General features: G+C 66.2%; 14 protein-coding genes and 2 tRNA genes. 14 read left to right on the forward strand and 2 right to left on the reverse strand.

Translation table 11 applies throughout. The features are described from left to right. The 13 genes from dnaA (at nt 1) to ACEL92_RS00065 (ending at nt 22,608) form a co-directional block, all read left to right on the forward strand. Entirely contained in the window at nt 1-1,533 is a 1,533-nt protein-coding gene (gene dnaA / locus ACEL92_RS00005) for a chromosomal replication initiator protein DnaA (RefSeq protein WP_374023646.1), read from the forward strand. Nucleotides 1,534-2,069: 536 nt separating this feature from the next. Then, a complete protein-coding gene (dnaN, locus tag ACEL92_RS00010; RefSeq protein WP_374023647.1) occupies nt 2,070-3,269 on the forward strand; it encodes a DNA polymerase III subunit beta in 1,200 nt (399 codons plus the stop codon). Beyond that, nucleotides 3,270-4,427 carry a DNA replication/repair protein RecF gene (recF, locus tag ACEL92_RS00015; protein ID WP_374023648.1) on the forward strand — a complete coding sequence of 386 codons (1,158 nt, stop codon included), beginning with the start codon at nt 3,270-3,272 and terminating at the stop codon, nt 4,425-4,427. It begins immediately after the preceding gene. Then, nucleotides 4,424-4,984 (forward strand): DUF721 family protein, encoded by a 561-nt coding sequence (locus ACEL92_RS00020; RefSeq protein WP_374023649.1) that lies wholly within the window; start codon nt 4,424-4,426, stop codon nt 4,982-4,984. Before recF ends, ACEL92_RS00020 begins: the two co-directional genes overlap by 4 nt. Nucleotides 4,985-5,241: 257 nt before the next feature. Then, on the forward strand, nt 5,242-7,275 hold the full coding sequence (gyrB, locus tag ACEL92_RS00025; RefSeq protein WP_374023650.1) for a DNA topoisomerase (ATP-hydrolyzing) subunit B: 2,034 nt from the start codon (nt 5,242-5,244) through the stop codon (nt 7,273-7,275). A 38-nt stretch (nt 7,276-7,313) separates the two neighbouring features. Then, nucleotides 7,314-11,090, forward strand: a complete 3,777-nt coding sequence (gene gyrA / locus ACEL92_RS00030) for an intein-containing DNA gyrase subunit A (RefSeq protein ID WP_374023651.1) — start codon at nt 7,314-7,316, stop codon at nt 11,088-11,090. Nucleotides 11,091-11,196: 106 nt separating this feature from the next. Next, nucleotides 11,197-12,102, forward strand: coding sequence for a DUF3566 domain-containing protein (locus ACEL92_RS00035; protein WP_374023652.1), 906 nt, complete (start codon nt 11,197-11,199; stop codon nt 12,100-12,102). Nucleotides 12,103-12,161: 59 nt separating this feature from the next. Then, nucleotides 12,162-12,235 (forward strand) — tRNA-Ile (locus ACEL92_RS00040). A 151-nt stretch (nt 12,236-12,386) separates the two neighbouring features. Continuing rightward, a tRNA-Ala gene (locus tag ACEL92_RS00045) sits at nt 12,387-12,459 on the forward strand. Nucleotides 12,460-12,811: 352 nt separating this feature from the next. Next, nucleotides 12,812-19,180 carry a sulfolipid-1 biosynthesis phthioceranic/hydroxyphthioceranic acid synthase gene (gene pks2, locus ACEL92_RS00050; protein WP_374023653.1) on the forward strand — a complete coding sequence of 2,123 codons (6,369 nt, stop codon included), beginning with the start codon at nt 12,812-12,814 and terminating at the stop codon, nt 19,178-19,180. A gap of 68 nt (nt 19,181-19,248) precedes the next feature. Next, nucleotides 19,249-20,637 carry an acyltransferase gene (locus ACEL92_RS00055; RefSeq protein ID WP_374023654.1) on the forward strand — a complete coding sequence of 463 codons (1,389 nt, stop codon included), beginning with the start codon at nt 19,249-19,251 and terminating at the stop codon, nt 20,635-20,637. Nucleotides 20,638-20,653: 16 nt separating this feature from the next. Further along, nucleotides 20,654-21,910, forward strand: coding sequence for a glycosyltransferase (locus tag ACEL92_RS00060; RefSeq protein WP_374023655.1), 1,257 nt, complete (start codon nt 20,654-20,656; stop codon nt 21,908-21,910). A gap of 11 nt (nt 21,911-21,921) precedes the next feature. Then, entirely contained in the window at nt 21,922-22,608 is a 687-nt protein-coding gene (locus ACEL92_RS00065; protein WP_374023656.1) for a GAP family protein, read from the forward strand. Nucleotides 22,609-22,622: 14 nt separating this feature from the next. Here ACEL92_RS00065 and ACEL92_RS00070 read toward each other — a convergent pair whose 3' ends face one another. Both ACEL92_RS00070 and ACEL92_RS00075 read right to left on the reverse strand, forming a co-directional pair. Beyond that, nucleotides 22,623-23,672 carry a rhamnan synthesis F family protein gene (locus tag ACEL92_RS00070; protein WP_374023657.1) on the reverse strand — a complete coding sequence of 350 codons (1,050 nt, stop codon included), beginning with the start codon at nt 23,670-23,672 and terminating at the stop codon, nt 22,623-22,625. Between the two features lie 57 nt (nt 23,673-23,729). Next, nucleotides 23,730-25,457 (reverse strand): AMP-binding protein, encoded by a 1,728-nt coding sequence (locus ACEL92_RS00075; protein ID WP_374023658.1) that lies wholly within the window; start codon nt 25,455-25,457, stop codon nt 23,730-23,732. Here ACEL92_RS00075 and ACEL92_RS00080 point away from each other — a divergent pair. Next, nucleotides 25,456-26,343, forward strand: coding sequence for a phthiotriol/phenolphthiotriol dimycocerosates methyltransferase (locus tag ACEL92_RS00080; RefSeq protein ID WP_374023659.1), 888 nt, complete (start codon nt 25,456-25,458; stop codon nt 26,341-26,343). The two genes, ACEL92_RS00075 and ACEL92_RS00080, sit on opposite strands and share 2 nt — an antisense overlap. Nucleotides 26,344-26,357 lie beyond the last annotated feature (14 nt).

Raw genomic sequence — 26,357 nt, forward strand, 5'->3', positions numbered from 1 at the left:
TTGACCGATGACCCCGGTTCAGGTTTCACGACCGTATGGAACGCGGTCGTCTCGGAGCTCAACGGGGAATCCACCCCGGACGGCGTGGCCGCCAACCGCACCACCCTCATCACTCCTCTCACCCCGCAACAGCGGGCGTGGCTGAATCTGGTCCAGCCGCTGACCATCGTGGAGGGGTTCGCCCTGTTGTCGGTGCCCAGCAGTTTCGTCCAGAACGAGATCGAACGGCACCTCCGCGCCCCAATCACCGACGCCCTCAGCCGGCGCCTCGGGCAACAGATCCAGCTCGGAGTGCGCATCGCGCCCCCCGACGACGACACCGGCGAAACCCTTATTCCGCAAGCGGAACCGTACGCCCAACCCGAAGCACCGGCCGCGGACGACGACGTCATCGATGTCGACGAGGCTGACGAAAACGGCGAAGTCACCGACAGTGCCCAGCAGAGTTGGCCCAACTACTTCACCGAGCGCCCGCACCCCACCGATCCGGCCGTCGCCGGTGGCACGAGCCTGAACCGTCGCTACACCTTCGATACGTTCGTCATCGGGGCGTCCAATCGGTTCGCCCACGCAGCGGCCCTGGCGATCGCCGAAGCACCGGCGCGGGCGTACAACCCGTTGTTCATCTGGGGTGAGTCGGGTCTGGGCAAGACGCACCTGTTGCATGCCGCGGGGAACTACGCGCAGCGACTCTTCCCGGGGATGCGGGTGAAGTACGTATCCACCGAGGAGTTCACCAACGACTTCATCAACTCGCTCCGCGACGATCGCAAGGTCGCCTTCAAGCGCAGTTACCGCGACGTCGACGTGCTGCTGGTCGATGACATCCAGTTCATCGAGGGCAAGGAAGGTATTCAGGAGGAGTTCTTCCACACCTTCAACACGCTGCACAACGCCAACAAGCAGATCGTCATCTCCTCGGACCGGCCACCCAAGCAGCTGGCCACCCTCGAAGACCGCCTGCGGACCCGGTTCGAGTGGGGCTTGATCACCGACGTCCAGCCGCCCGAACTCGAGACCCGCATCGCCATCTTGCGCAAGAAGGCGCAAATGGAGCGGCTCGCGGTTCCCGACGACGTCCTCGAACTCATCGCCAGCAGCATCGAACGCAACATCCGCGAACTCGAGGGCGCCCTCATCCGGGTCACCGCGTTCGCCTCGCTGAACAAGACCCCGATCGACAAGGCGCTGGCCGAGATCGTCCTGCGCGACCTCATCGCCGACGCCAGCACGATGCAGATCAGCGCGGCGACGATTATGGCCGCCACGGCCGAGTACTTCGACACCACGGTGGAAGAACTCCGCGGACCCGGGAAAACGCGTGCACTGGCGCAGTCACGCCAGATCGCGATGTATCTATGCCGCGAGCTCACCGACCTCTCGCTGCCCAAGATCGGGCAGGCATTCGGCCGCGATCACACCACTGTCATGTACGCGCAGCGCAAGATCTTGTCCGAAATGGCCGAGCGGCGTGAGGTCTTCGATCACGTCAAAGAGCTCACGACCCGCATCCGCCAGCGCTCCAAGCGCTGACTCCAGCCTTCGCTGCGCACCCCTCGCGACATTTTTTCCAAAAAACTTCTCGCACGTCTGTCACACCCGCCACACCAAGGGGTTGTGCGCAGGACTGTGCACAACGCGATCAAACACCCGTGGACTACGCGGCGCCGCGTGCACAACCGCCAGCACTCCCCAAGGGCCCAACACCGGACTCACAGTTGTTCACCCCGTAATCCACAGGCCCATCGCCGCCCTAGCTGCGTCGCAGCGCGGCTGTCCCCAGAATGCACAGCCCTTATTACTAGTACTGAGATCTCTTCGTCGTTTCTTCTTTGAAATACAGCGCTGGGGAGGCTCGGACGAATACCCCGCACGGATCCGCCGGTGGCCGGGCTTGTCGGGGTTCTCGATTAGCTTTCAAGATGGCCCCGGACGATCTACGGTTGTTCTTCGACTGCCGTTGCGGTCGTCGATGGCATGACGTGCCAGTGGCGTTCGTAGCGGAGCCCGTGCTAGCGGACGCGGCTAGCTACTGGACTTTTGAAACTCTCGGTAGGTGAAGGGACGCTATGGACGCGGCGATGACAAGAGCTGGCCTCAGCGACTTGAAGTTTCGTTTGGTGCGGGAGTCCTTCGCCGACGCGGTGTCGTGGGTGGCGAAAAACCTGCCGACCCGGCCGGCGGTGCCGGTGCTCTCGGGAGTGTTGTTATCCGGGTCCGATGAGGGCCTGACGATCTCCGGGTTCGATTACGAAGTCTCCGCCGAAGCGCAGGTTGCAGCCGAAATCGCTTCTCCGGGAAGCGTTTTGGTGTCAGGAAGGTTGTTGTCGGACATCACCCGGGCATTGCCCAACAAGCCGGTCGACTTCTACGTCGACGGCAACCGGGTCGCGCTGAACTGCGGAAGTGCCAGGTTTTCGTTGCCGACCATGGCGGTCGAGGACTACCCGACGCTGCCGGGCCTGCCGGAAGAGACCGGGACGTTGCCCGCAGATCTTTTCGCGGAGGCCATCAGCCAGGTCGCGATCGCGGCCGGCCGGGATGACACGTTGCCGATGTTGACGGGGATCCGGGTCGAGATCTCGGGCAACACGGTGGTTTTGGCCGCCACCGACCGGTTCCGCCTGGCGGTGCGGGAGCTGACGTGGTCGGCGTCGTCGCCGGACATCGAAGCGGCGGTGCTGGTGCCGGCGAAGACGTTGGCCGAGGCGGCCCGGGCGGGTGCCGACGGTTCAGAGGTTCGGTTGTCGCTGGGTGCGGGCAGCGGCGTCGGCAAAGATGGGCTGCTCGGCATCAGCGGCAACGGCAAGCGGAGTACGACGCGGCTGTTGGACGCGGAGTTCCCGAAATTCCGTCAACTGTTGCCCGCCGAGCACACGGCGGTGGCGACCATCGATGTCGCCGAGCTGACCGAGGCGATCAAGCTGGTGGCGTTGGTCGCCGATCGGGGTGCGCAGGTGCGGATGGAGTTCTCCGAGGGCTCGCTGCGGTTGTCCGCAGGGGCCGATGACGTGGGACGCGCCGAAGAGGACCTTGCCGTCGATTTCGTGGGCGAGCCGTTGACGATCGCGTTCAACCCGACCTATCTGACCGACGGGCTGGCCGCGGTTCATTCCGAACGGGTGTCATTCGGTTTCACCACACCGGGCAAGCCGGCATTGCTGCGCCCGGCCTCCGCTGACGACAGTTCGCCCACCGGCAATGCTCCCTTCGCGGCGTTGCCGACGGATTACGTCTATCTGCTGATGCCAGTTCGGTTGCCCGGATAGGTGTACGTCCGGCATTTGGGACTGCGCGATTTCCGGTCCTGGGCGCACGTCGACCTCGAATTGGAGCCGGGCCGGACGGTGTTTGTCGGTTCGAACGGGTTCGGAAAAACGAATCTTGTTGAGGCGCTGTGGTTTTCGACAACATTGGGCTCGCATCGGGTGGGCACCGATACCCCCTTGATCAGGGCCGGTGCCGAGCGCGCGGTGGTGTCGACCATCGTCGTCAACGAGGGTCGAGAATGCGCGATCGATCTCGAAATCGCGGCCGGGCGCGCAAATAAGGCGCGGCTGAATCGTTCCCCGGTGCGCAGCACCCGGGAGGTGATCGGGGTTTTGCGTGCCGTGCTCTTTGCTCCCGAAGACCTGGCCCTGGTGCGGGGGGACCCCGCGGAGCGGCGGCGCTACCTCGACGATCTGGCGATTGTGCGGCGGCCGACGGTGGCCGGGGTACGGGCCGATTACGAAAAGGTGCTGCGCCAGCGTACGGCGCTGTTGAAGTCCGCCGCTGGAAGTCGGCACCGGGGTGACCGCGGCGCCCTGGACACCCTCGACGTGTGGGACAGCCGGCTGGCGCAACACGGCGCCGACTTGATGGCCGCGCGGATCGACCTGGTGAACCAGTTGGCGCCCGAGGTGGAGAAGGCCTACCAGCTGCTGGCGCCCGCCTCGCGGCCCGCGTCGATCGCCTACCGCACCAGCCTCGGCGCGCCCGCAGCGGCCGACGGAGCGGCCGGCGACCGTGATTTCCTCGAGGCCGCGTTGCTGGCGGCATTGGCCGAGCGCCGCGATGCCGAGTTGGAGCGCGGCATGTGTCTGGTGGGCCCGCATCGCGACGACCTCGAACTGTGGCTCGGTGACCAGCCCGCCAAAGGCTTTGCCAGCCATGGCGAATCATGGTCCTTCGCGATCGCGTTGCGGCTGGCTTCGTACGAATTGTTGCGGGCCGACGGCAGTGAACCCGTGCTGTTGCTCGATGACGTGTTCGCCGAATTGGACGTGGCCCGTCGCAGGGCGTTGGCGACGGTGGCCGAATCGGCGGAGCAGGTATTGGTCACCGCCGCGGTGGTCGAGGACATTCCCGCGGACTGGGCGGCCAGGCAGATACCGATCGATCTGCGCGACGACGACCTCGGGCGGGTCTCGGTGGTGAGGTCATGACGGACAGCGACGACCAGCACGATGCCACGGCCGGCGACCCGGGTGTGCTGCGTGGCATCGACTTGGTCAGGCGCACCCTCGAGGAAGCGCGCGCAGCGGCCCGTGCGCAAGGCAAAGATGCCGGACGGGGCCGCGCGGCCCCACCGCCGAACCGCCGTGTCGCGGGCCAGCGCCGAAGCTGGTCGGGGCCCGGACCCGACGCCCGCGATCCCCAACCCCTGGGCCGGCTCGCGCGGGACTTGGCCAGGAAGCGCGGCTGGTCGGCGCAGGTGGCCGAAGGCACCGTGCTCGGAAACTGGGCATCCGTGGTCGGCCACCAGATCGCCGACCACGCGACGCCGACCGCGTTGAGCGACGGGGTCCTCAGCGTGGCCGCCGAATCCACCGCCTGGGCCACGCAGTTGCGGATGATCCAGTCGCAACTGTTGGCCAAGATCGCCGCTGCTGTCGGCAACGGTGTGGTGACGCAGCTGAAAATCACCGGGCCGGTCGCGCCGTCGTGGCGCAAGGGGCCGCGCCACATCGCGGGAAGGGGCCCGCGGGACACCTACGGCTAGCCCCGCGGATAGGCGGCGAAAGAGCCCCGGATACGGATTCATCCACAGGCCGCTCAAAGCCGCTAGGACGACGCGAAGCGCCTTGATGCACGTCGGGACGCGGCGGGAATAGAGAAATCGCCCGCACGGCGCGGTTAGCCAGGTAGAAACGCGCCCAGAGAATCGGTGCGGACGGCTCATCACGGTAGACTGGCTGTATGCGGCTGATGCGGTGACTGGAACCGCCCGCAGGAAACCCCAAGGAGAGCATTCCGACCGTGGCTGCCCAGAAGAAGAAGGCGCAAGACGAATACGGCGCGTCAGCGATCACCGTACTCGAGGGGCTGGAGGCGGTCCGCAAACGCCCCGGCATGTACATCGGGTCCACGGGTGAGCGCGGTCTACACCACCTCATCTGGGAGGTGGTGGACAACTCGGTGGATGAGGCGATGGCCGGTTACGCCACCAGGGTCGATGTGCGGTTGCTCGACGACGGCAGCGTGGAGGTCGCCGACGACGGGCGCGGCATCCCAGTGGCCATGCACGCGACCGGCGCCCCCACCGTCGACGTCGTGATGACGCAGCTGCACGCCGGCGGCAAGTTCGGCGGCGAGAACAGTGGCTACACCGTCAGTGGTGGGTTGCACGGCGTCGGTGTGTCGGTGGTCAACGCGCTGTCCACCCGGCTGGAAGTCACCATCAAGCGCGACGGGCACGAGTGGTTTCAGTACTACGACCGAGCCGTGCCCGGCACCCTGAAGCAGGGCGAGGCGACCAAAAAGACCGGAACCACGATCAGGTTCTGGGCCGATCCGGAAATCTTCGAAACCACCGAGTACGACTTCGAAACCGTGGCCCGGCGTCTGCAGGAGATGGCGTTCTTGAATAAGGGCCTCACCATCAACCTGACCGACGAGCGGGTGGAGCAGGACGAGGTCGTCGACGAAGTGGTCAGCGACACCGCCGAGGCGCCCAAGTCCGCGGAGGAGAAGGCCGCGGAAAGTGCTGCCCCGCACAAGGTCAAGCACCGCACGTTCCACTACCCCGGTGGCTTGGTCGACTTCGTCAAGCACATCAACCGCACCAAAAGCCCAATCCAGCAGAGCGTCATCGACTTCGACGGAAAGGGCACCGGCCACGAGGTCGAAATCGCCATGCAGTGGAACGGCGGTTACTCGGAGTCGGTACACACCTTCGCCAACACCATCAACACCCACGAGGGCGGCACCCACGAAGAGGGCTTCCGCAGCGCCCTGACCTCGGTAGTGAACAAGTATGCTAAAGACAAGAAGCTGCTCAAGGAAAAGGACGCCAACCTCACCGGCGACGACATCCGGGAAGGCCTGGCGGCGGTCATCTCCGTCAAGGTCGCCGAGCCCCAGTTCGAGGGCCAGACCAAGACTAAGCTGGGCAACACCGAGGTCAAGTCGTTCGTGCAGAGGGTGTGCAACGAACAGCTGACACACTGGTTCGAGGCGAACCCCTCCGAGGCGAAAACCGTTGTAAACAAGGCGGTCTCGTCGGCGCAGGCGCGGATCGCGGCGCGCAAGGCCCGGGAGTTGGTGCGGCGCAAGAGCGCCACCGACCTCGGCGGGCTGCCCGGCAAGCTGGCCGACTGCCGCTCCACCGACCCACGGAAATCGGAACTCTATGTGGTCGAGGGCGATTCAGCAGGCGGCTCGGCCAAGAGCGGCCGCGACTCGATGTTCCAGGCCATCCTGCCGTTGCGCGGCAAGATCATCAACGTCGAGAAAGCCCGCATCGACCGCGTGCTGAAGAACACCGAAGTCCAGGCCATCATCACCGCGCTGGGCACCGGCATCCACGACGAGTTCGACATCGCCAAGCTGCGCTACCACAAAATCGTGCTGATGGCCGACGCCGACGTGGACGGCCAGCACATCTCCACGCTGCTGCTGACCCTGCTGTTCCGGTTCATGCGTCCGCTGATCGAAAACGGGCACGTCTTCCTGGCGCAGCCCCCGCTGTACAAACTGAAGTGGCAACGCAGCGACCCCGAGTTCGCCTACTCCGACCGCGAACGCGACGGGCTGCTCGAGGCCGGGCTGAAGGCCGGCAAGAAGATCAACAAAGAGGACGGCATCCAGCGCTACAAGGGTCTGGGTGAAATGGACGCCAAAGAGCTGTGGGAGACCACGATGGACCCCTCGGTGCGGGTGCTGCGCCAGGTCACCCTCGACGACGCCGCCGCGGCCGACGAGCTGTTCTCCATCCTGATGGGCGAAGACGTCGACGCCCGCCGCAGCTTCATCACCCGCAACGCCAAAGACGTTCGCTTCCTGGATGTCTGACGTCCTCGTCAGGCACGCCAACCCACAAAGGGGATTAGATGACTGACACCACGCTGCCGCCCGGCGACGAGGCCGGCGACCGCATCGAACCGGTTGACATTCAGCAGGAGATGCAGCGCAGCTACATCGATTACGCGATGAGCGTGATCGTCGGGCGCGCGCTGCCCGAGGTGCGCGACGGCCTCAAGCCGGTGCACCGCCGCGTGCTCTATGCGATGTATGACTCCGGGTTCCGCCCGGACCGCAGCCACGCCAAGTCGGCGCGCTCGGTCGCCGAGACGATGGGTAACTACCACCCGCACGGCGATGCTTCGATCTACGACACGTTGGTGCGCATGGCGCAGCCGTGGTCGCTGCGGTATCCGCTGGTCGACGGGCAGGGCAACTTCGGTTCGCCGGGCAACGATCCGCCGGCGGCCATGAGGTACTGCCTAACGGGTGACGCACTGGTGCGATTGCCCTTTGGGCAATCCGTACGGATCGGTGATGTCGTCCCGGCCGCCCGGGCCAACTCGGACAACAGGGTCGAGCTGAAGGTCCTCGATCGGCATGGCAACCCTGTGCTGGCCGATCGGCTGTTCCATTCGGGCGAGCATCAGACGTACACGGTCCGCACGGCCGAGGGCTATGAGGTCACCGGCACGTCGAACCACCCGTTACTGTGCCTCGTCGACGTCGGCGGTGTGCCCACGCTGTTGTGGAAGCTGATCGAAGAAATCCGCGCCGACGACCATGTCGTGTTGCAGCGGACTCCCCCGGTCGAATTCGGCCCCGCCGACTGGCACGACGTGATGGAAGCTCTCCTGCTGGGTGCGTTCATCAGTGAGGGCTTCGTCTCCGAGGCGCGGGCCGGATTCAACAACTGCGACCGGGACTACTTCAACATCGTCGTCGCCGCCTACGACGCGGTTGTCGGAGGACGGCGCTACATATCGTCGCGGACGATCGCTTCCGGCTCGATGTTGCACGAGCTCGACATTCAAAACCTGACGGAGCTGAAGAAGACGCGGCTCGCGGACCTGTGCGGACAACGGTCGGCGGCCAAGGTGATCCCGGACTGGCTGTGGCAGTCTCCGGCGGCGGTCAAGCGGGCGTTTCTGCAAGCCCTTTTCGAGGGGGATGGATCATGTTCCGCATTGCCGCGCAACACGATTCAAATCTCCTACTCGACGCGCAGCGAGAGACTGGCGGTCGATGTGCAGCAGATGCTGCTGGAGTTCGGAGTCGTCTCGAAGCGCTATCGGTTTGCTGTCGGAGAGCACAAGGTCGTCATCACCAACCGCGCCCAAGCCGAAATGTTTGCATCGCAGATCGGTTTCGGTGGGGCCAAGCAAGCCAAGCTGACGGGAATTCTTGCCGCGATGCCGGTATGCGCCGGCTGGGACGATGACCACGTCCCAGGACTCGCGACATTCATTCGCAAGCACTGCGGTAGCCGGTGGGTCGACAAGGATTGGCTGAATCGCCACAACGTGGACCGCATCCAGCGCTGGCGGACTGGCGCAAATGAAATCCTCTCGCGTATCGCCGATCCCGACGTTCGGGCCATCGCAACCGATCTGACGGACGGCCGGTTCTACTACGCGCGCGTGGCCTCAGTGAGTGAGGCCGGCGTACGACCGGTATACAGCCTGCGCGTCGACACCGACGACCACGCCTTCCTCACGAACGGCTTCGTCAGCCACAACACCGAAGCGCGACTGACGCCGCTGGCGATGGAGATGCTGCGTGAAATCGACGAGGAGACAGTCGATTTCATCCCCAACTACGACGGCCGGGTGCAGGAACCGACGGTGCTGCCCAGCCGGTTCCCCAACTTGCTGGCCAACGGCTCCGGCGGCATCGCGGTCGGCATGGCGACCAACATCCCGCCGCACAACTTGCGCGAGCTCGCCGAGGCCGTGTTCTGGTGCCTGGAGAACCACGAGGCCGACGAGGAAGCCACCCTGGCCGCCGTCATGGAGCGCGTCAAGGGCCCCGACTTCCCCACCGCCGGCCTGATCGTGGGCAGCCAGGGCATTGCCGACGCCTACAAGACCGGCCGCGGGTCGATCCGGATGCGCGGCGTGGTCGAGGTCGAAGAGGCCAGGGGCCGAACGTCTTTGGTGATCACCGAGCTGCCGTATCAGGTCAACCACGACAACTTCATCACCTCGATCGCCGAGCAGGTTCGCGACGGTCGGCTGGCCGGCATCTCCAACGTCGAGGACCAGGGCAGCGACCGCGTCGGGGTGCGCATCGTCGTCGAGATCAAGCGCGACGCGGTGGCCAAGGTGGTGCTGAACAACCTCTACAAGCACACTCAGCTGCAGACCAGCTTCGGCGCCAACATGTTGGCCATCGTCGACGGGGTGCCGCGCACGCTGCGGCTCGACCAGATGATCCGCCACTATGTGGCGCACCAACTCGACGTCATCGTCCGGCGCACCACCTATCGACTGCGCAAGGCCAACGAACGCGCCCACATCCTGCGCGGCCTGGTCAAAGCGCTCGATGCGCTGGACGAGGTCATCGCGTTGATCCGGGCGTCGGAAACCGTGGACATCGCCCGGGCCGGCCTGATCGAGCTGCTCGACATCGACGAGATCCAGGCGCAGGCGATCCTGGACATGCAGTTGCGTCGCCTGGCGGCCCTGGAACGTCAGCGCATCATCGACGACCTGGCCAAGATTGAGGCCGAGATCGCCGACCTGGAAGACATCCTGGCCAAGCCCGAGCGCCAGCGCGGCATCGTCCGCGACGAGCTCGCCGAGATCGTCGAGAAGCATGGCGACGACCGCCGCACCCGGATCATCGCCGCCGACGGTGACGTCGCCGACGAGGACCTGATCGCCCGCGAGGACGTCGTCGTCACCATCACCGAGACCGGCTACGCCAAGCGCACCAAGACCGACCTGTACCGCAGCCAGAAGCGCGGCGGCAAGGGTGTGCAAGGCGCCGGCCTGAAGCAGGACGACATCGTCAAGCACTTCTTCGTGAGCTCGACGCACGATTGGATCCTGTTCTTCACCACGCAGGGCCGGGTCTATCGCGCCAAGGCTTACGAGCTGCCGGAGGCGTCCCGGACGGCGCGCGGTCAGCACGTTGCGAACCTGCTGGCCTTCCAGCCCGAGGAGCGCATCGCCCAGGTCATCCAGATCCGCAGTTACGAGGACGCCCCGTACCTGGTGCTGGCAACCCGCAACGGCCTGGTCAAGAAGACCAAGCTGACCGACTTCGACTCGAACCGATCGGGTGGCATCGTCGCGATCAACCTGCGGGACAACGACGAGCTCGTCGGCGCGGTGCTGTGCTCGTCGGACGACGACCTCCTGCTGGTGTCGGCCAACGGCCAATCCATCCGGTTCTCGGCGACCGACGAGGCGCTGCGCCCAATGGGCCGCGCCACATCCGGCGTTCAGGGCATGCGGTTCAACACCGACGATTACCTGTTGTCGCTTAACGTGGTTCGCGAGGGCACGTACCTGTTGGTGGCGACGTCCGGCGGTTACGCCAAGCGCACCGCGATCGAGGAGTATCCGGTGCAGGGCCGCGGCGGCAAGGGTGTGCTGACGGTGATGTACGACCGGCGGCGCGGCAAGTTGGTGGGCGCGCTGATCGTCGACGACGACAGCGAGCTCTACGCCATCACGTCCGGGGGCGGGGTCATCCGCACCGCGGCGCGTCAGGTCCGCAAGGCGGGACGACAGACCAAGGGTGTGCGCCTGATGAACCTGGGCGAGGAGAACACGCTGCTGGCCATCGCGCGCAACGCCGAGGAGAACGCCGACGAAGTCGTCGAGGAAGCGGAAGGCGCCGCAGACGCAGACAGCTAGTCGCTGACAATGCGGACGGTTCGTCGAACGGCCGGGCAATTAGACTCGGCCCGACCAGACAAATGCGACGCCCCAGCGGCCGTGGCAGGAGAGCTAAGGAGTCGGGGTGACCTCACCGAACGAGCCGGGCGCCCCCAAACAGGGCGACGGCCTTAATGGGGATGGCTCGGCCGAGCGCACCGGCGCCCACCGCGCCACGCCGCCCGGCCGCGCTCCGGACGCCGGGGATGCACCGCCGTGGCAGCGTGGCGGCGGCCGGCCCCCGCAGGCGCCGCAGCGGCAGACCGAACACCCGACCGAGGCCCGCCCGTCAGGCCCGCCCGGGGGTGTCGAGTCCCGGCTGAACCGGTTCATCTCCGGCACCGCGGCGCCGGGCGCCGCTCCCCCACCGCCGGCCAAGACCCCGTCGCACGACAGCGACGCCCCGCAGGGGCGCGGTGACGGGCCGCCGGCGGAGGCTTACGCCAGCGAGTTGCCGGACCTGTCCGGCCCGGTACCGCGGGGACCGCAGCGCAAGACGTCACCCGACCGCACGCCGGAGTCGTCGAGCCTGTCGGGATCCGGCCGGTCGTCGGCCGCGGAGAACCGGGATGGGCGCGATGGTCGCGACACCCGCGAGAGCCGGACCCAGGTGTCACGGCGACCGCGCGGACCGGTGCGGGCCAGCATGCAGATCCGCCGGATCGATCCGTGGAGCACGCTGAAGGTCTCGCTGCTGCTCGCGGTCGCGTTGTTCTTCGTCTGGATGATCGCCGTCGCGTTCCTCTACCTCGTCCTCGGCGGGATGGGCGTGTGGTCGAAGCTGAACAGCAACGTCGGTGACCTGCTGAACAACACCAGCGGCAGCAGCGGCGAACTGGTCTCCAGCGGCACCATCTTCGGCGGTGCCGTGTTGATTGGCCTGGTCAACATCGTGTTGTTGACGGCGATGGCCACCATCGCCGCGTTCGTCTACAACCTGACCACGGATCTGATCGGCGGCATCGAGGTGACGTTGGCCGACCGCGACTAGCGTTTTTGGGGGTGGGGCGGCAATTGCGGTAATCTCGTCGCTCGGCCGTACGCGTGTACGGGCCTATAGCTCAGGCGGTTAGAGCGCTTCGCTGATAACGAAGAGGTCGGAGGTTCGAGTCCTCCTAGGCCCACAACCATGTGCCCATCAAGACGTTGCGTAAGACTCGCCCTGCCAATCACACTGATCGCTGTGGTGGCGGCGGTGGCGTGGTCGCGGCGCGGGGTCGAGGTCTGGCACGTGGCGGTGGCTGACCCCGCGGGACAGCCACCCGTTCACGTCGAGGGGCCTTAGCTCAGTTGGTAGAGCACCGCCTTTGCAAGGCGGGTGTCAGGGGTTCGATTCCCCTAGGCTCCACAAATCGCGGCGGGCCGACGTGCGTCCGATGCCAGGCAAGCCCACGTCTGATGTAACTCACGAACCAGTCCCAATCGGCGCCGGTTTTGCGTCCCGGATCGGTAGCGATCCCGCTAGTGTGTAAGCACTGATCACGGGTCCAGCAAACCTCAGCCGCCGCAAGGCGGCTGACCTGCTAAAAGCCCCCGTCCGACCACACACCCTCAATATCGACGCCGCAGTAGGCAGCCCGGCAACCGGCAGGTTACAGCCCGGCGGCAAGGCAGCCGACAGCATGACTGCGCCTTTGCTCTGAGGAGGAAACGGTTTTGTTCGGGCCAATACGCAATGGTGTGCGGGCAGAGGACGGGCCATGTCTTCGCACCCCGTAGTCACCCCCGTCGCGGTCATCGGCATGGCTTGCCGCCTGCCCGGCGGCATCGAATCTCCGGACCAGTTGTGGGAGGCGTTGCTGCGCGGCGACGACCTCGTCACCGAAATTCCACCTGACCGATGGGACGCCGACGAGTTCTACGATCCCCAACCGGGGGTCCCCGGTCGCTCCGTGTGCAAATGGGGCGCGTTCCTGGACGACGTGGCCGGCTTCGACCCCGAGTTCTTCGGCATCACCGATACCGAAGCGACCGCGATGGACCCGCAACACCGACTGCTGTTGGAAACGTCGTGGGAGGCAATGGAGCACGGCGGCCTGGCTCCGGAGACGCTGGCCGGCTCGCGCACCGGCGTCTTCATGGGTCTGATGCACGACGACTACCAATTCGTCCACGCCGAGGCCAACGCCCTGGAGGGCGCGTACGGCTACCTGGGCAACAGCTTCGCCATGGGCTCCGGGCGCGTTGCGTACACGATGGGGCTGCGCGGTCCAGCGATCACGGTGGATACTGCCTGCTCGTCTGGGCTTGCAGCGGTGCATATGGCGTGTCGCAGCTTGCATGACGGCGAAAGCGACATTGCGCTGGCGGGCGGCGCCTCGGTGTCGTTCGAACCGCGCAAATCCTGTTCGGGTTCCGCCATCGGGATGCTGTCCGCGACGGGACGCTGCCGGGCGTTCGACATCGCCGCCGACGGATTCGTGGCCGGCGAGGGCTCCGTCGTGCTGTTGCTCAAGCGGTTGCCGGATGCTGTGCGCGCCGGCGACCGAATACGGGCCGTGCTCCGCGGAACGGCCGCGAACCAGGACGGCCACACGGTGAACATCGTGACGCCTTCACGGGCCGCGCAGGTCGAGGCGTACCGGGCGGCGTTGGCGGCGGCGGGTGTGGACGCCCCCACCGTCGGGATGGTGGAAGCACACGGTCCCGGGACCCCGGTGGGTGATCCCGTCGAATACGCCAGCTTGGCGGAGGTGTACGGCGTCGACGGGCCGTGCGCACTTGCGTCGGTCAAGACGAACTTCGGGCATACCCAGTCGGCAGCCGGGGCCCTGGGGTTGATGAAGGCCGTGCTGGCGCTGCAGCACGGCGTGATCCCGCGCAATCTGCACTTCACCCAGCTGCCCGACGAAATGGCCCGAATCGAAACCAAGCTGTTTGTGCCGCAATCGAATACACCGTGGCCCGGCAACGGTCAGCACGGACCACGGCGAGCGGCGGTGTCGTCGTACGGGTTCTCGGGCACCAACGTGCACGCGATCGTGGAGCAAGCACCGGTCGCACCGGGTGCCGCGCCGACCACCCCGGCGATCGATCGCCCGCTGGTTTTCCCGCTGTCCGCCACGTCGGCCGGCGCGCTGCGGCACACCGCGGGGCGGCTCGCGGACTGGGTCGACAAGCACGCGCCGGGGCTCGCCGCGTCGGACGTCGCGTACACACTTGCCCGGCGCAGGGCGCATCGGACGGTGCGCACCTCGGTCATCGCCGGCACGCTCGCCGAGCTGACCGAGGGCCTGCGGGGGGTCGCCGCCGGTGACTTCCCCTACCAGCCGGCGGTTGGGCAGGACGACCGAGGACCGGTCTGGGTGTTCTCCGGCCAGGGGTCGCAGTGGGCGTCGATGGGCGCCGAGCTGCTCGTGACCGAACCGGTATTCGCCGCGACGGTCGCCGCGGTGGAGCCGCTGGTGGCGCGGGAGTCGGGATTTTCTGTCACTCAAGCGATTTCGGCACCCACAACCGTTACCGGGATCGACCGGATCCAGCCCGCCCTGTTCACGATGCAGGTCGCGCTGGCGGCCACGATGAGGGCCTACGGGGCGCGACCCGGGGCCGTGATCGGCCATTCGATGGGCGAGGCCGCGGCCGCGGTTGTGGCCGGGGCGTTGGCACTGGAGGACGGCGTACGCGTGATCTGCCGCCGCTCGCGGCTGATGGCGACAATCGCCGGTTCCGGCGCGATGGCGTCGGTGGAACTGCCGGCCGAGCAAGTCCTTTTGGAACTGATGGCTCGCGGCGTCGACGACGTCGTGCTGGCAGTGGTGGCCTCGCCACAGTCCACGGTAGTCGGCGGCGTCGCGCAGACCGTGCGAGATCTGGTTACCGCGTGGGAGCAACGCGAGGTCCCGGCGCGCGAGATCGCCGTCGACGTGGCCTCGCACTCCCCCCAGGTCGATCCGATCCTCGACGAGCTGTCCGACGTCCTTGCGGAGCTCGATCCCAGGACACCCGCCGTGCCCTTCTACTCCGCGACCGCCTTCGACCCGCGCGAGCAGCCCGTGTGTGACGCCTGGTACTGGGCGGACAATCTGCGCCACATGGTGCGCTTCGCCGCCGCCGTGCAGGCGGCGTTGGAGGACGGCTACCGGGTGTTCGCGGAGTTGGCCCCACATCCGCTACTCACTCATGCGGTCGAACAGACCGCGAGCAGCCTCGGTATGCCGCTGGCCGCCCTCGCCGCCATGCGCCGCGAGCAGGAGCTTCCCCACGGGCTGCGGGCTTTCCTGGCGGACCTGCACAGCGCCGGCGCGGCCGTCGACTTCTCCGTGCTCTACCCGGAGGGCCAACTGGTGGACGTTCCGCTCCCGGCATGGAGCCACCGCCCACTACTGCTGAACCGCGGCGGTCAGGATTCGCGGGCACGCGGCGCGTGGACCGTCCCTGTGCACCCACTGATGGGACCGCACGTTCGACTGGCCGAGGAACCCGAGCGCCACGTCTGGCAAGGCGAGGTCGGAACCGAGGCGCAGCCGTGGCTGGGCGACCACCGCATACACAACGTGGCCGTTCTTCCGGGGGCGGCGTACTGCGAAATGGCACTGGCCGCCGCTCGCACGATGTTCGGCGAGAAGTCCAAGGTCCACGACATCACTTTCGAGGCGACGCTGCTCCTGGGCGACGAGACCCCGGTCTGCGCGGATGCCTCGATGACCGCGCCCGGCGTCGCCGACTTCGTCGTGCAGAGCTTTCAGGAGAGCACGCCGACTCGGCGGGCGACGGCGGTGCTGCGGGCGGCGGGACGGGAGGACCGCCCACCGGCGTACGACGTCGCGGCGCTGCTCGCGACCCACTCATGCCGGCTGGATGGGGCCGAGTTGCGGAAGCAATTCGACGACCACGGGTTGCAGTACGGCGCGGCCTTCGCCGGACTCGCCGCCGCGCACATCGGGGACGAGAGGAGCGGCACGGTGCTGGCGGAGGTCGCGCTGCCCGGCGCCATCCGCTCGCAACACAGCGCTTACGGCGTGCACCCGGCCTTGCTCGACGCCTGCTTTCAGGCGGTTGCAGCGCACCCCGCGGCCCGAGTGGCGGGCAGCGCCGGTCTGCTGTTGCCGCTTCGCGTGCGCGGTATCCGGCTCTACGCCCCGACCCGCGGCGCGCGCTACTGCTACACGAAGGTGTCCACCGCCGACGGGGCCGGGATAGAGGCCGACCTCGAGGTGCTTGACGAACACGGGACAGTGCTGCTGGCCGTGAGCGGACTGCAAGTCAGCACAGGGGCCGGCGAGGGAGCCCATCGCGATCGCGTGCTGAACGAGCGACTGCTGACCATCGAGTGGACGCAGCGAACGCTGCCCGACGTGGAGCACATCGAGCGGGAATCACGCTTGCTCATCAGCACTTCCGCGACCGCGGACGTGATGGCGACCAGCCTGGCCGATGCGTTGAAATCCGAGGGAACCCACTGCGCCACCATGACCTGGCCGCAGCACGGCGATCACCGGGCCAACGCGGACCTGCTGGGCGCGCATCTTGGCGCTCGGGAGGTCGGCGGCGTGGTCGTCCTCACCGGCCCGAGAAACGGCAACCCCGATGAACAGTGCGCCCTGCGCGGCGGGGACTATGTGCGTCATCTGACGCGAATTGCCCGCAAGATCACGGAATTCGACCAAGAACCGCCGCGTCTCTTCGTCGTGACGCGCAATGCCCAGGCCGTTGCGCCCGGGGATGTGAACAACCTGGAACAGGCCGGGCTCCGTGGCCTGGTGCGAGCGATCAGCACCGAATATCCGTATCTGCGCGCCACCCTGATCGACATGGACGAGGACACGGACGCCGAGCAACTGGCCAGGCAACTGCTGGGTCCGTCCGACGAGGACGAGACGGCTTGGCGAAACGGCCAGTGGCACACCGCGCGCGTGACCCCCGTGCCGCTGCGGCCCGAGGACCGGAGAACGGCGGTGGCGGATCATCCCCGCGACAGGATGCGCATGCAGATCCGCACGCCTGGCGATCTGGAAACACTGGAATTGGCTGCGTTTCAACGAATTCCGCCGGGGCCGGGGCAGATCGAGGTCGCGGTCACCGCGTCCAGCGTCAACTTCTCCGACGTCCTGAGCGCCGCCGGCCAGCTCACCGGTGGCGACGGCGATGCACTGCAGTTGGGGGTGGACTTCGCCGGCATCGTCACCGCTGTCGGCCCCGACGTCGCCACCCATCGGGTCGGCGACCATGTCGGCGGGTTCTCCGCAACCGGTTGCTGGGCAACTTATGTCACCTGTGACGCCCGGCTGGCCGCGACGCTGCCGGCCGAACTCACCGATGACCAGGCGGCCGCGGTGACCACCCCGCACGCCATCGCCTGGTACGCGCTACACGATCAGGCCAGGATCGCCAACGGCGACCGGGTGTTGATCCACTCCGCGGCGGGCGGCGTGGGGCAGGCGGCGATCGCGATCGCTCGCGCTGTGGGAGCCGAAGTCTTCGCCACGGCCGGTAGCGAGCGGCGGCGTGAGCTGTTGCGCGACATGGGGATCGACCATGTCTATGACTCGCGTCGCATCGAGTTTGCGGAGCAGATCCGCCACGACACCGGTGGATACGGTGTGGACATTGTGCTCAACTCGCTATCGGGGGCGGCGCAACGCGCCGGCTTGGAGGTGTTGGCCGCCGGCGGACGATTTGTGGAAATCGGCAAGCGGGATGTCTCAGCGAACACCCGGCTGGAGCTCCCTCCATTTCATCGCAACCTCACGTTCCACTGGGTCGATCTGGCGCTGATGTCCCAGAGCCACCCGAAGCGGGTCGGCGCGCTGCTGAGCACGGTGTACCGCCTCGTCGCAGCGGGCGAGTTGCCGGTACCGGACACCTCTCACTTCGCGCTCCGTGATGCCGCCGCGGCTCTCGGCGCGAAGAGCGAGGCCGAGCACACCGGCAGGGTCCTGCTCGATGTGCCGCAGACCGGCCACAGCAACGTCGTGGTACCACCCGACCAGAGCCCGACCTTCCGCAACGACGGCTCCTACATCATCACCGGCGGCCTGGGTGGCATCGGGCTCTTCCTTACCGAAAAAATGGCCGCGGCCGGCTGTGGCCGCATCGTCCTGAGCTCCCGATCGCAGCCGAATGCCAAGGCGTTGGAGACGATCGAACTCATCCGGGCGATGGGCACCGACATCGAGGTGGAATGCGGCGACATCGCCGAATCCGGCACGGCGACGCGGTTGGTGGCCGCGGCGACTGCCACGGGCCTGCCATTGCGAGGGGTGTTGCACGCCGCCGCAGTCTTCGAAAACGCGATGCTCGCGACCACGAGCGACGAGCTCGTCGACCGCAACTGGGCGCCGAAGGTGTTCGGGGCGTGGAACTTGCACCAGGCGACGGCCGCTGTCCCCCTGGACTGGTTCTGCCTGTTCTCCTCGGCGGTGGCTCTTGTGGGCTCGCCTGGCCAATCGGCGTACGCCGCGGCAAACAGCTGGCTGGACGCGTTCGCGCGGTGGCGCCGAGCCCGGGGCCTTCCCGCCACGGCGATCGGGTGGGCGTTATGGGCCGAGGTCGGCCGCGCCGCCGAACTCAGGTCGGCGACCGGTGAAGACCTGGCTCTCGGGCAGGATGGCGAAGGCACCGCGATCGCCCACTGGCGCGACACCGCTTTCACCGCCGACGAGGGCGCCTACGCGTTTCAGGCACTCCTGGGGCACGAGCGCCCATACGCCGGGTACGCAGACCTGACCGGCACCCCATGGTTCGCCGCGTACGCGCAACGCAGCAGGTTCGCCGAATTGTTCCGCTCCAGGAGCCAAAGCACTTCCGACGCAAGCCAATTGCTGGCCGAGTTGAAGGTGCTGCCGCGGGAGGACTGGTCCGTGAGGCTGCGTCGCATGGTCTCCGACGCGGTCAGCCTGATTCTGCGGCGCACGATCGACCCGGATCACCCCCTTTCGGAGTATGGCCTCGACTCGATGGGCAACCTCGAGCTGCGCACCCGCATCGAAGCGGAAACAGGGGTACGCGTCACTACCAACGACATCACCACCATTCGGGGTCTGGCCGAGCTACTGTGTGAAACCCTCGCTGCCACCGCCGACCTCGGTACTGGCACAACCGGACTCAAGGGGGAAGGGTGTTCGTAGGTGCGGGGCCGGCGCAAGGGCTGTTCGTGGGAACGGTCAACGACTGGGCACCGGGGTCGGGTCGAATCGTGTCCTGGGAAGCGTCACCCGCCTCACTCGACAATGCCCGGCGCGCGCCGATAAGCGATGTGCCGCTGAGCGCCATGCAGGAAGCCCACCTGCGCGGCTTTTCCCGTTACGCCGCCAGGGGCCTCGACTACGCCCGGCTGGTCATCGGGTGCGGTGACGAACCCGGCCGGTGCGACGTTCGTGCTATGAGCTACGTCATCAACGCACACCTGCGCCGACACAAGACGTATCACAGTTGGTTCGCATACGAAGGCGCGGAACGCATTGTGCGCCATACCATCGAAGATCCCGCCGACATCGAATTCGTTCCGATCCGGCGTGACGCGATGACACCGACCGAGTGGCGTGAGTTCGTGCTGTCCACCCCCGATCCGGTGCAATGGGACTGCTTCAGGTTCGGCGTCATTCAGCGCGCGGACCGCTTCACGTTCTTCGCGATCATCGATCACCTGCACTGCGACCCCACGATCATCTCGGGGCTGTACACGGAGATCGTGATGAATTACCGCGTCCTGATTACCGGGGGCGCGCTCGGCGCTTCGCCCCCTCCTGCCAGCCACGACGATTTCTGCGTGCGAGAAAAGCAACACCTGGCCGGCCTGACGGCATCCTCCCCCGAGGTGCGGAAGTGGATCGAATTCGCCGAACGGAACGACGGAACGCTGCCGGATTTCCCCCTGCCGCTGGGCGACTTGTCGGTGCCGTCCGGCGGAGACCTGGTGGTGCAGCGGCTGATGGACCAGGAACAGACCGCCGCGTTCGAATCCCTCTGCATCCGCGCGGCCGCGCGTATCAGCGGCGGACTGTTCGCCTGTGTTGCTCTCGCACAATACGAGTTGACGGGCGCGACAACGTATTACGGGCTAGCGCCGATCGACAAACGCAGGACCCTGGCGGAATTCTCGACGATGGGCTGGTTCACCGGTGTGGTCCCCTTCACCGTCCCCGTCGATCCGGCATCTTTTGCAGAGACCGCGCGCGCCGCGCAGGCGTCCTTCGACTCGAATCTTGAGCTCGCCAATGTGTCGTTCAACGATGTGCTGAAGTTGGCGCCTTGGCTCAGGGCGTGGGGACCGAATTGCACCATGGTCAACTACATGGACGCCGGCCTCCCGCCTTTCTCTGCCACCGTCGCTTCACACATGAAGAGCGCGAACGTCAAAATCTACTGCGATCCAAGGGATCCCGCTCACCTGTATATCTCGGTGATCCGCCTGTTCGACGAGGTCTCGATATGGGTGAATTTCCCGAACAATCCGGTGGCCAGGGACTCCGTGACCCGGTTTCTGAGCGCCTTGACAGCGGTATTCAACCGCGTGTTGGAGGGCCGCGGTCCAAGTGCGGCGCGGACCGAAGTCACGGATCTTGCCTACGCGGACGACGACTGACGGGCCGGTGGCAGCGATGAAAATCGTTTTGGCGGCCCATGGAACTCGCGGTGATGTCGAGCCCTGCGCCGCTGTCGGCCTTGAGCTGATGCGCCGAGGACACGAAGTGCGTCTGGCGGTGCCGCCCAACTTGATTGGCTTCGCGGAGTCGGCCGGGCTTGCCGCTGTCGCGTACGGGCCGGATTCGCAGGAGCAGGTCAACGCGCTCGCCGATCTCCATCATCACGCATTCAAGCCGCGGAACCCGATCAACCTGGTGCGCGCGGGCAAGGAGCTCTTCATCGAGGGTTGGGCGCAGATGAGCACGACGCTGACTTCGGTGGCGGACGGGGCCGATCTGTTAATAACCGGCCAGACGTACCACGGGGTCGTCGCCAACGTGGCGGAGTACTACGACATTCCAGTGGCGGCACTGCACCACATGCCGATCTGCGTCAATGGCCAGCTGGGCCTTCCGTCGATACCATCGCCGGCCCCCCTGGTCCGGTCTGCGCTGAGGACGGCGTGGTGGGTGTACTCGCGCATCACCAGGGAGGTCGACGACGCGCAACGCCGTCAACTGGGCCTCCCGCGGGCCTCCGCCCCTGCGGCGCACCGGATGGCGCAGCGCGGATCGCTCGAAATCCAGGCCTACGACGAGGCGTGTTTTCCTGGCCTGGCGAAGGAGTGGAACGGCCGGCGCCCGTTCGTCGGCGCCCTGACGATGGATTTACCGACGCATGAGGACGGTGAGGTGGCTTCCTGGGCCACCGCGGGAACGCCTCCCCTCTACTTCGGGTTTGGCAGCACACCGGTCCGATCGGCCGCCGACACGGTCGCCATGATCGCCGCGGCCTGCGCCGAACTCGGCGAACGCGCCTTGGTCTATTCGGGCGCAGGCAGCCCACCCTGCACTCCGCGCTCCGACGACATAAAGCTGGTGGGCCCGCTGAATTACACGGTCACCCTGCCCCTCTGCCGCGCGATCGTTCACCACGGCGGCGGGGGCACCACGGCCGCCGCTCTGCGGGCCGGGATCCCCATGCTCATCCTCTGGGACGTGGCCGAGCAGCCGCTCTGGGCCGCGCAGGTCACCCGGATGCGAGTCGGTCGGGGCCAGCGCCTGGTGGGCACTACCGCCGAATCCCTCGTCAGGCGTCTCCGCGAAATCCTTACGCCGCAGTACGCCGGCCGCGCCCGCGAATTCGCCGGCCGAATGACCAAGCCCGCCGAAAGCGTCAGCGCGGCAGCCGACCTCCTAGAGGCGATCGCCAGCGGGGAGCGCGCCGCATGATGTGGGGAACGGTGCTGCCGATCGCCGTTTGGCTGTCGCTCGACCCGACGCGTCTGGTAATCGGCGGGATCTTGATGTCACGTCCACGGCCCCGGCACAACCTCCTTGCCTACTGGTGGGGCGGGCTGACAGCGGGATTAGCCCCAGCCGCCGGCGCCTTTGTGCTCCTGCGGGAATCGCCGCCGACGGTTATGGAAGATGCGAGGACCACGGTCATGCGCTTCACTGGCGCCTACTTCCAAATCGCGATCGGCGCGCTTGCGCTTGTGATCGCCACAGCAGTGTGGGCGTACCGCGGCGCACCGTCGTCCCCGGCCATGCCACCGTCCCGACCGACCGCGCCCGCCAGGCTCACGGCCCGGATTCGGCGCGCGTTGCAAGGCGGAAACCCGTGGGTGGCGTTCGGGGTCGGATTGGTGACGACCATGCCACTCGCCGATTATCTCGTGGTGCTCATCATCATCGTCTCCTCGAAGGCAGCCATCGGCGCTCAACTCGGCGCGGTCGTGATCTTCACCGTCGTGGTGCTCGCTCTCATCGAGGTCCCCCTCGTCAGCTACCTTGTCGCGCCGGCGCAGACCGCGCGCGCGATGGCCCAGCTGCAAAGGTGGTCCGCCGCGCACCGTCGGCGCCTGCTGATCGCCGCTCCCGCCCTCGCCGGGACGATGCTCTTGGCCGCGGGTTTCAGCAGCCTCTGAGCCGCCACCGTCGATCATGTCGAACCGGGCAGCCTCCGCCGCGATGATCCGAAGCCCCCGGCGTAAGTCCACGCGGCGACCGGCCGGGCATAGCCACTAACCAGGGAGGGCGCTCTCCGGCCGAGCCGGTCCACGTTCGATTGGATGAGCTGGAAGGGATAGTCGGTGTGTTGCTCGATAACGTCGCGCAGGTCCGCCATGGACGCTTGCCACGGCATGTCGTAGCGCGCCAGGTTCGTCTTGAGGAACGGAAAGCGGAAGTCCCTGATGAGGCCATCCCAAAAGTACAGGGTGCCGTTGTTGCGGCCGGACCGTTTACTGGCCCACGGAGGGGTGGATGAGCGGCCATAGGCGCGGTCGATCGCGGCGGCCGAGACGAAGGGGTTGAGGCTGAGCCCCGCCTTGCGAGCGCGCGCAGATATCCCGACCTCGTACCGCCAGATGACCGTGCCCTTGTGGACGACATACTGAAAACGGTTCCAGAAATCTTCGAGGAACGCGCGGGTCCGCGAGTTGAGATCCCAAGCGAGAAAGAAAGATTGGAGGTGGGGAATCAGCTGGGTGTTCTCGACCGCGCCGTACATGTCGGCGCCCTGGAACGACCCCCACATGTCTTCCAGGGGAAACAGGGGACCGAACACGCTGTCGTTGGCGACCAGAAACCGGTCGAACTGATCGAGCGACCACCCGCGGCCCGTGAGGATGCGCCACGCCAGGTGCCACGATCCGAAGTCGTAAGAAAGTGTCCGGCGGGTGTAGATGCCCGCACACAAGGGACGAATGGAGGCCACCGACTCCGGTGTGAGCGTTGGCGAGCCGGAGACGAACACGATGGCCGCGCCCTGGTCGTGTAACGCCTTCACGTAATAGGCGACGTATGGATCCACAACGCCCTGGGGGTCGAAGTGGGCAAACAGCGCAAGGATACGACGGCCGGGCGGAGGGTGCGCCGGAAGCTCCCGGTGCGTCTCGCACAGGAATCGGAAAGGGTTGCCGTCCAGGCGGTAACGCGCCGCGGCCGCCGCGCGCTCGGCCTCGTCCCGCAGTATGTGCGGAAGTTTCATCGCGGCCCCGTGGCGGACGGTGAGTGCTCAGTCGACGTAAAGCGGCCGGCCCCGGCGCTACCCATCCAACCGGGCGAACTGATTCTGTCGGTAGCGCTCGACACAGGCCGCCCTTCGGACCTTGCCGCTGGTGGTGATCGGGATCGAACCGGGCGCCACCACAACGAGATCGGCGATGCTCACACCATGGACGTCAGAAATTGCAGAGGTGACTTTACGTTTGACGACGTCGAATCCGTTCCCGTTCTGGTCCATGGAATCGGCCCGGTTCTTGAGCTCGATGATGGCGACGAGCTTTTCGGTTCCCTGGTCCGGAACCGAGATCGCCGCGCAGCGTCCGGGTGCGATGCTCTGGATCGTCCCCTCCAAGTCGTCGGGAGAGTGGTTGCGCCCATACACAATTAAAAGATCCTTGATACGGCCGATGATGAACAGCTCTCCGTCGGAGATGAAACCCAAATCCCCGGTTCTCAGCCACGGCCTTTCGGGAGTGTCGGCCGACCGGGCGACAAGCGTCGCGCCGAAGGTGTGCTCAGTGTCGCTTGGCTTCTGCCAGTATCCGGTGGCGACATTGCCCCCGTGCACCCAGATCTCTCCGGTCGTTCCCGCCGGACACTCAATACGGCTCTCGGGATCAACGATGCGAACCTTCGGGGACCGCGGCACACCGTAACTGACGAGCGCTGTGCCGCCAGCGCCTGCTCGACGTTTCGCGCGACCCGCGGTCAGCTCTTCGGAGTCGAAATGAACAACCTCCGGCCGTTGACCGGCTTCACGGGTCGAGACGTACAACGTAGCTTCTGCCAGTCCGTACGACGGCCGTAACACCTTGTCGCGAAGGTTGAATCGGCCGAACCGCTCGGCGAAGCGCTGCAGAGTCGCAGGCTGCACCCGCTCGCCACCGTTGAAGATGCACGATACGTCGCCAAGGTCGAGTCCGGCCAGGTCATCATCGGAGGTTTTTCGTGCGGCCAACTCGAAGGCGAAGTTAGGCGCTGCCGAATGTGCGCGACTGTTCCGCGCCAGCAATTGCATCCACCGGGCCGGCCGTTGCAGAAAGGAAACCGGATCCGTGAGCACACTACGGAATCCCGAAAGAACGGAAAAGATGATCCCTAGCTGCAAACCCATGTCGTGATACAGCGGCAACCAGGACACCATCGTGCTATCGGGTGGGGCAACTCCTCCGTGATCCCCGAAGAAGCCGGCATTCATGTGCTCGAAGTTGGCCAAGATGTTCCTGTGCGAGACCATAACCCCGGCGGGGGTGCGAGTCGACCCAGAGGTGTACTGCAAATACACTGTGTCCGGTGAACTTTCGGTCCTCGCGACCGGCGCCTTCTTCGAGTCGAGATCCAACAGATCAACCTCGACAAGTGACGGAGCGGTCTCAGCGCACTTCGACTCAAGGTAGCCCGCGATCTTCCCTGCGGTGGAGGATGTGGTCAGAACCGCGGAGGGCGACGCGTCGTGCAGCACCGAGCTAACGCGTTCGTCGCTGGCGGCACCGAGGGGAACCGCAATGAACCCTGCCTGTATCGCGCCGAGAAATGCGGTGACGTAATCGAGTCCCTGGGGCGCCAGTATCAGGGCGCGGTCGCCGGTTGACCCGTGCTGCCGAAGCTCTTGGGCAAGGTTAAGCGTCCGTCGATACAGTTGCGACCACGTCAAATTGTCTTCGACGCCGGATGGGTCGTGCTCATAATTCATAAAGGTGAATGCCGTCCGATTCGGCTGCAGACTGGCGCGTTCGCGCAGCAGTGCCGGAATGGGAGACTTGAGCATGGGCGTCAGGTTACCTCGGCCGTTATCACCACGCCGGTATTGCGGCAAAGACGATGGACGGCTGCAACGAACGCCGATCGAAAGCATCATCGATCGGCTGAATCGCAATCCGCTCGCGTTGAAGCTTCTGAATTTGCGTTTCAAATACGGCTACCGCTTCCTCAGCCGCCTGCTCATACGGGACGACGTGTTGTTCCTGAACTACGGATATGAAGAGGATCCGCCGATGGCCCTCGAGCTGACGGCGGCTGATGAGGCTGACCGCTTTCCCATTCAGCTCTACCACCGCACGGCCACGCAGACCGACCTCGCGGGCAAGGACGTGCTGGAGGTGAGCTGTGGCCACGGCGGCGGCGCGTCGTACCTGATGCGGACCCTGCGCCCCGCTTCCTACACGGGCCTGGATCTGAACACCGTCGGAATCGAATTCTGCCGAAAGAGGCACACCCTGCCGGGGCTGGGCTTCGTGCAGGGCGACGCGCAACACCTGCCCTTCCCGGATCAGTCCTTCGACGCGGTGATCAATGTCGAAGCCGCGATCAACTACCAAGATGCCCCCAAATTCTTCGCCGAGGTGCAACGTGTGCTGCGCCCGGGCGGGCGGTTCTTGTACGCCGACATCCGCTACGCCGACGAGATCGACGCCTGGGAGGCGGACCTGGCCAACATTCCCATGCGCCTGGTGTCGGAACGGGTGATCAACGCGGAGGTCATGCGCGGGCTCGCGCAAAACCGGTTCGTCGACCAGATCACTCGTCGTCTGCCGAACATCGCGCTGTTGCGCCGCATTGCCGATGACTATGCCGGTGGGCCGGGCTCATTGATCCACCGCCGGCTCGCCAACGGCGAAGCTTCCTACCGGTTGTTCTGCTTTGCCAAGGACTGACGTGTGGTCGACGC

The sequence above is a fragment of the Mycobacterium hainanense genome (assembly GCF_041890355.1).
Lineage (GTDB): Bacteria > Actinomycetota > Actinomycetes > Mycobacteriales > Mycobacteriaceae > Mycobacterium > Mycobacterium hainanense.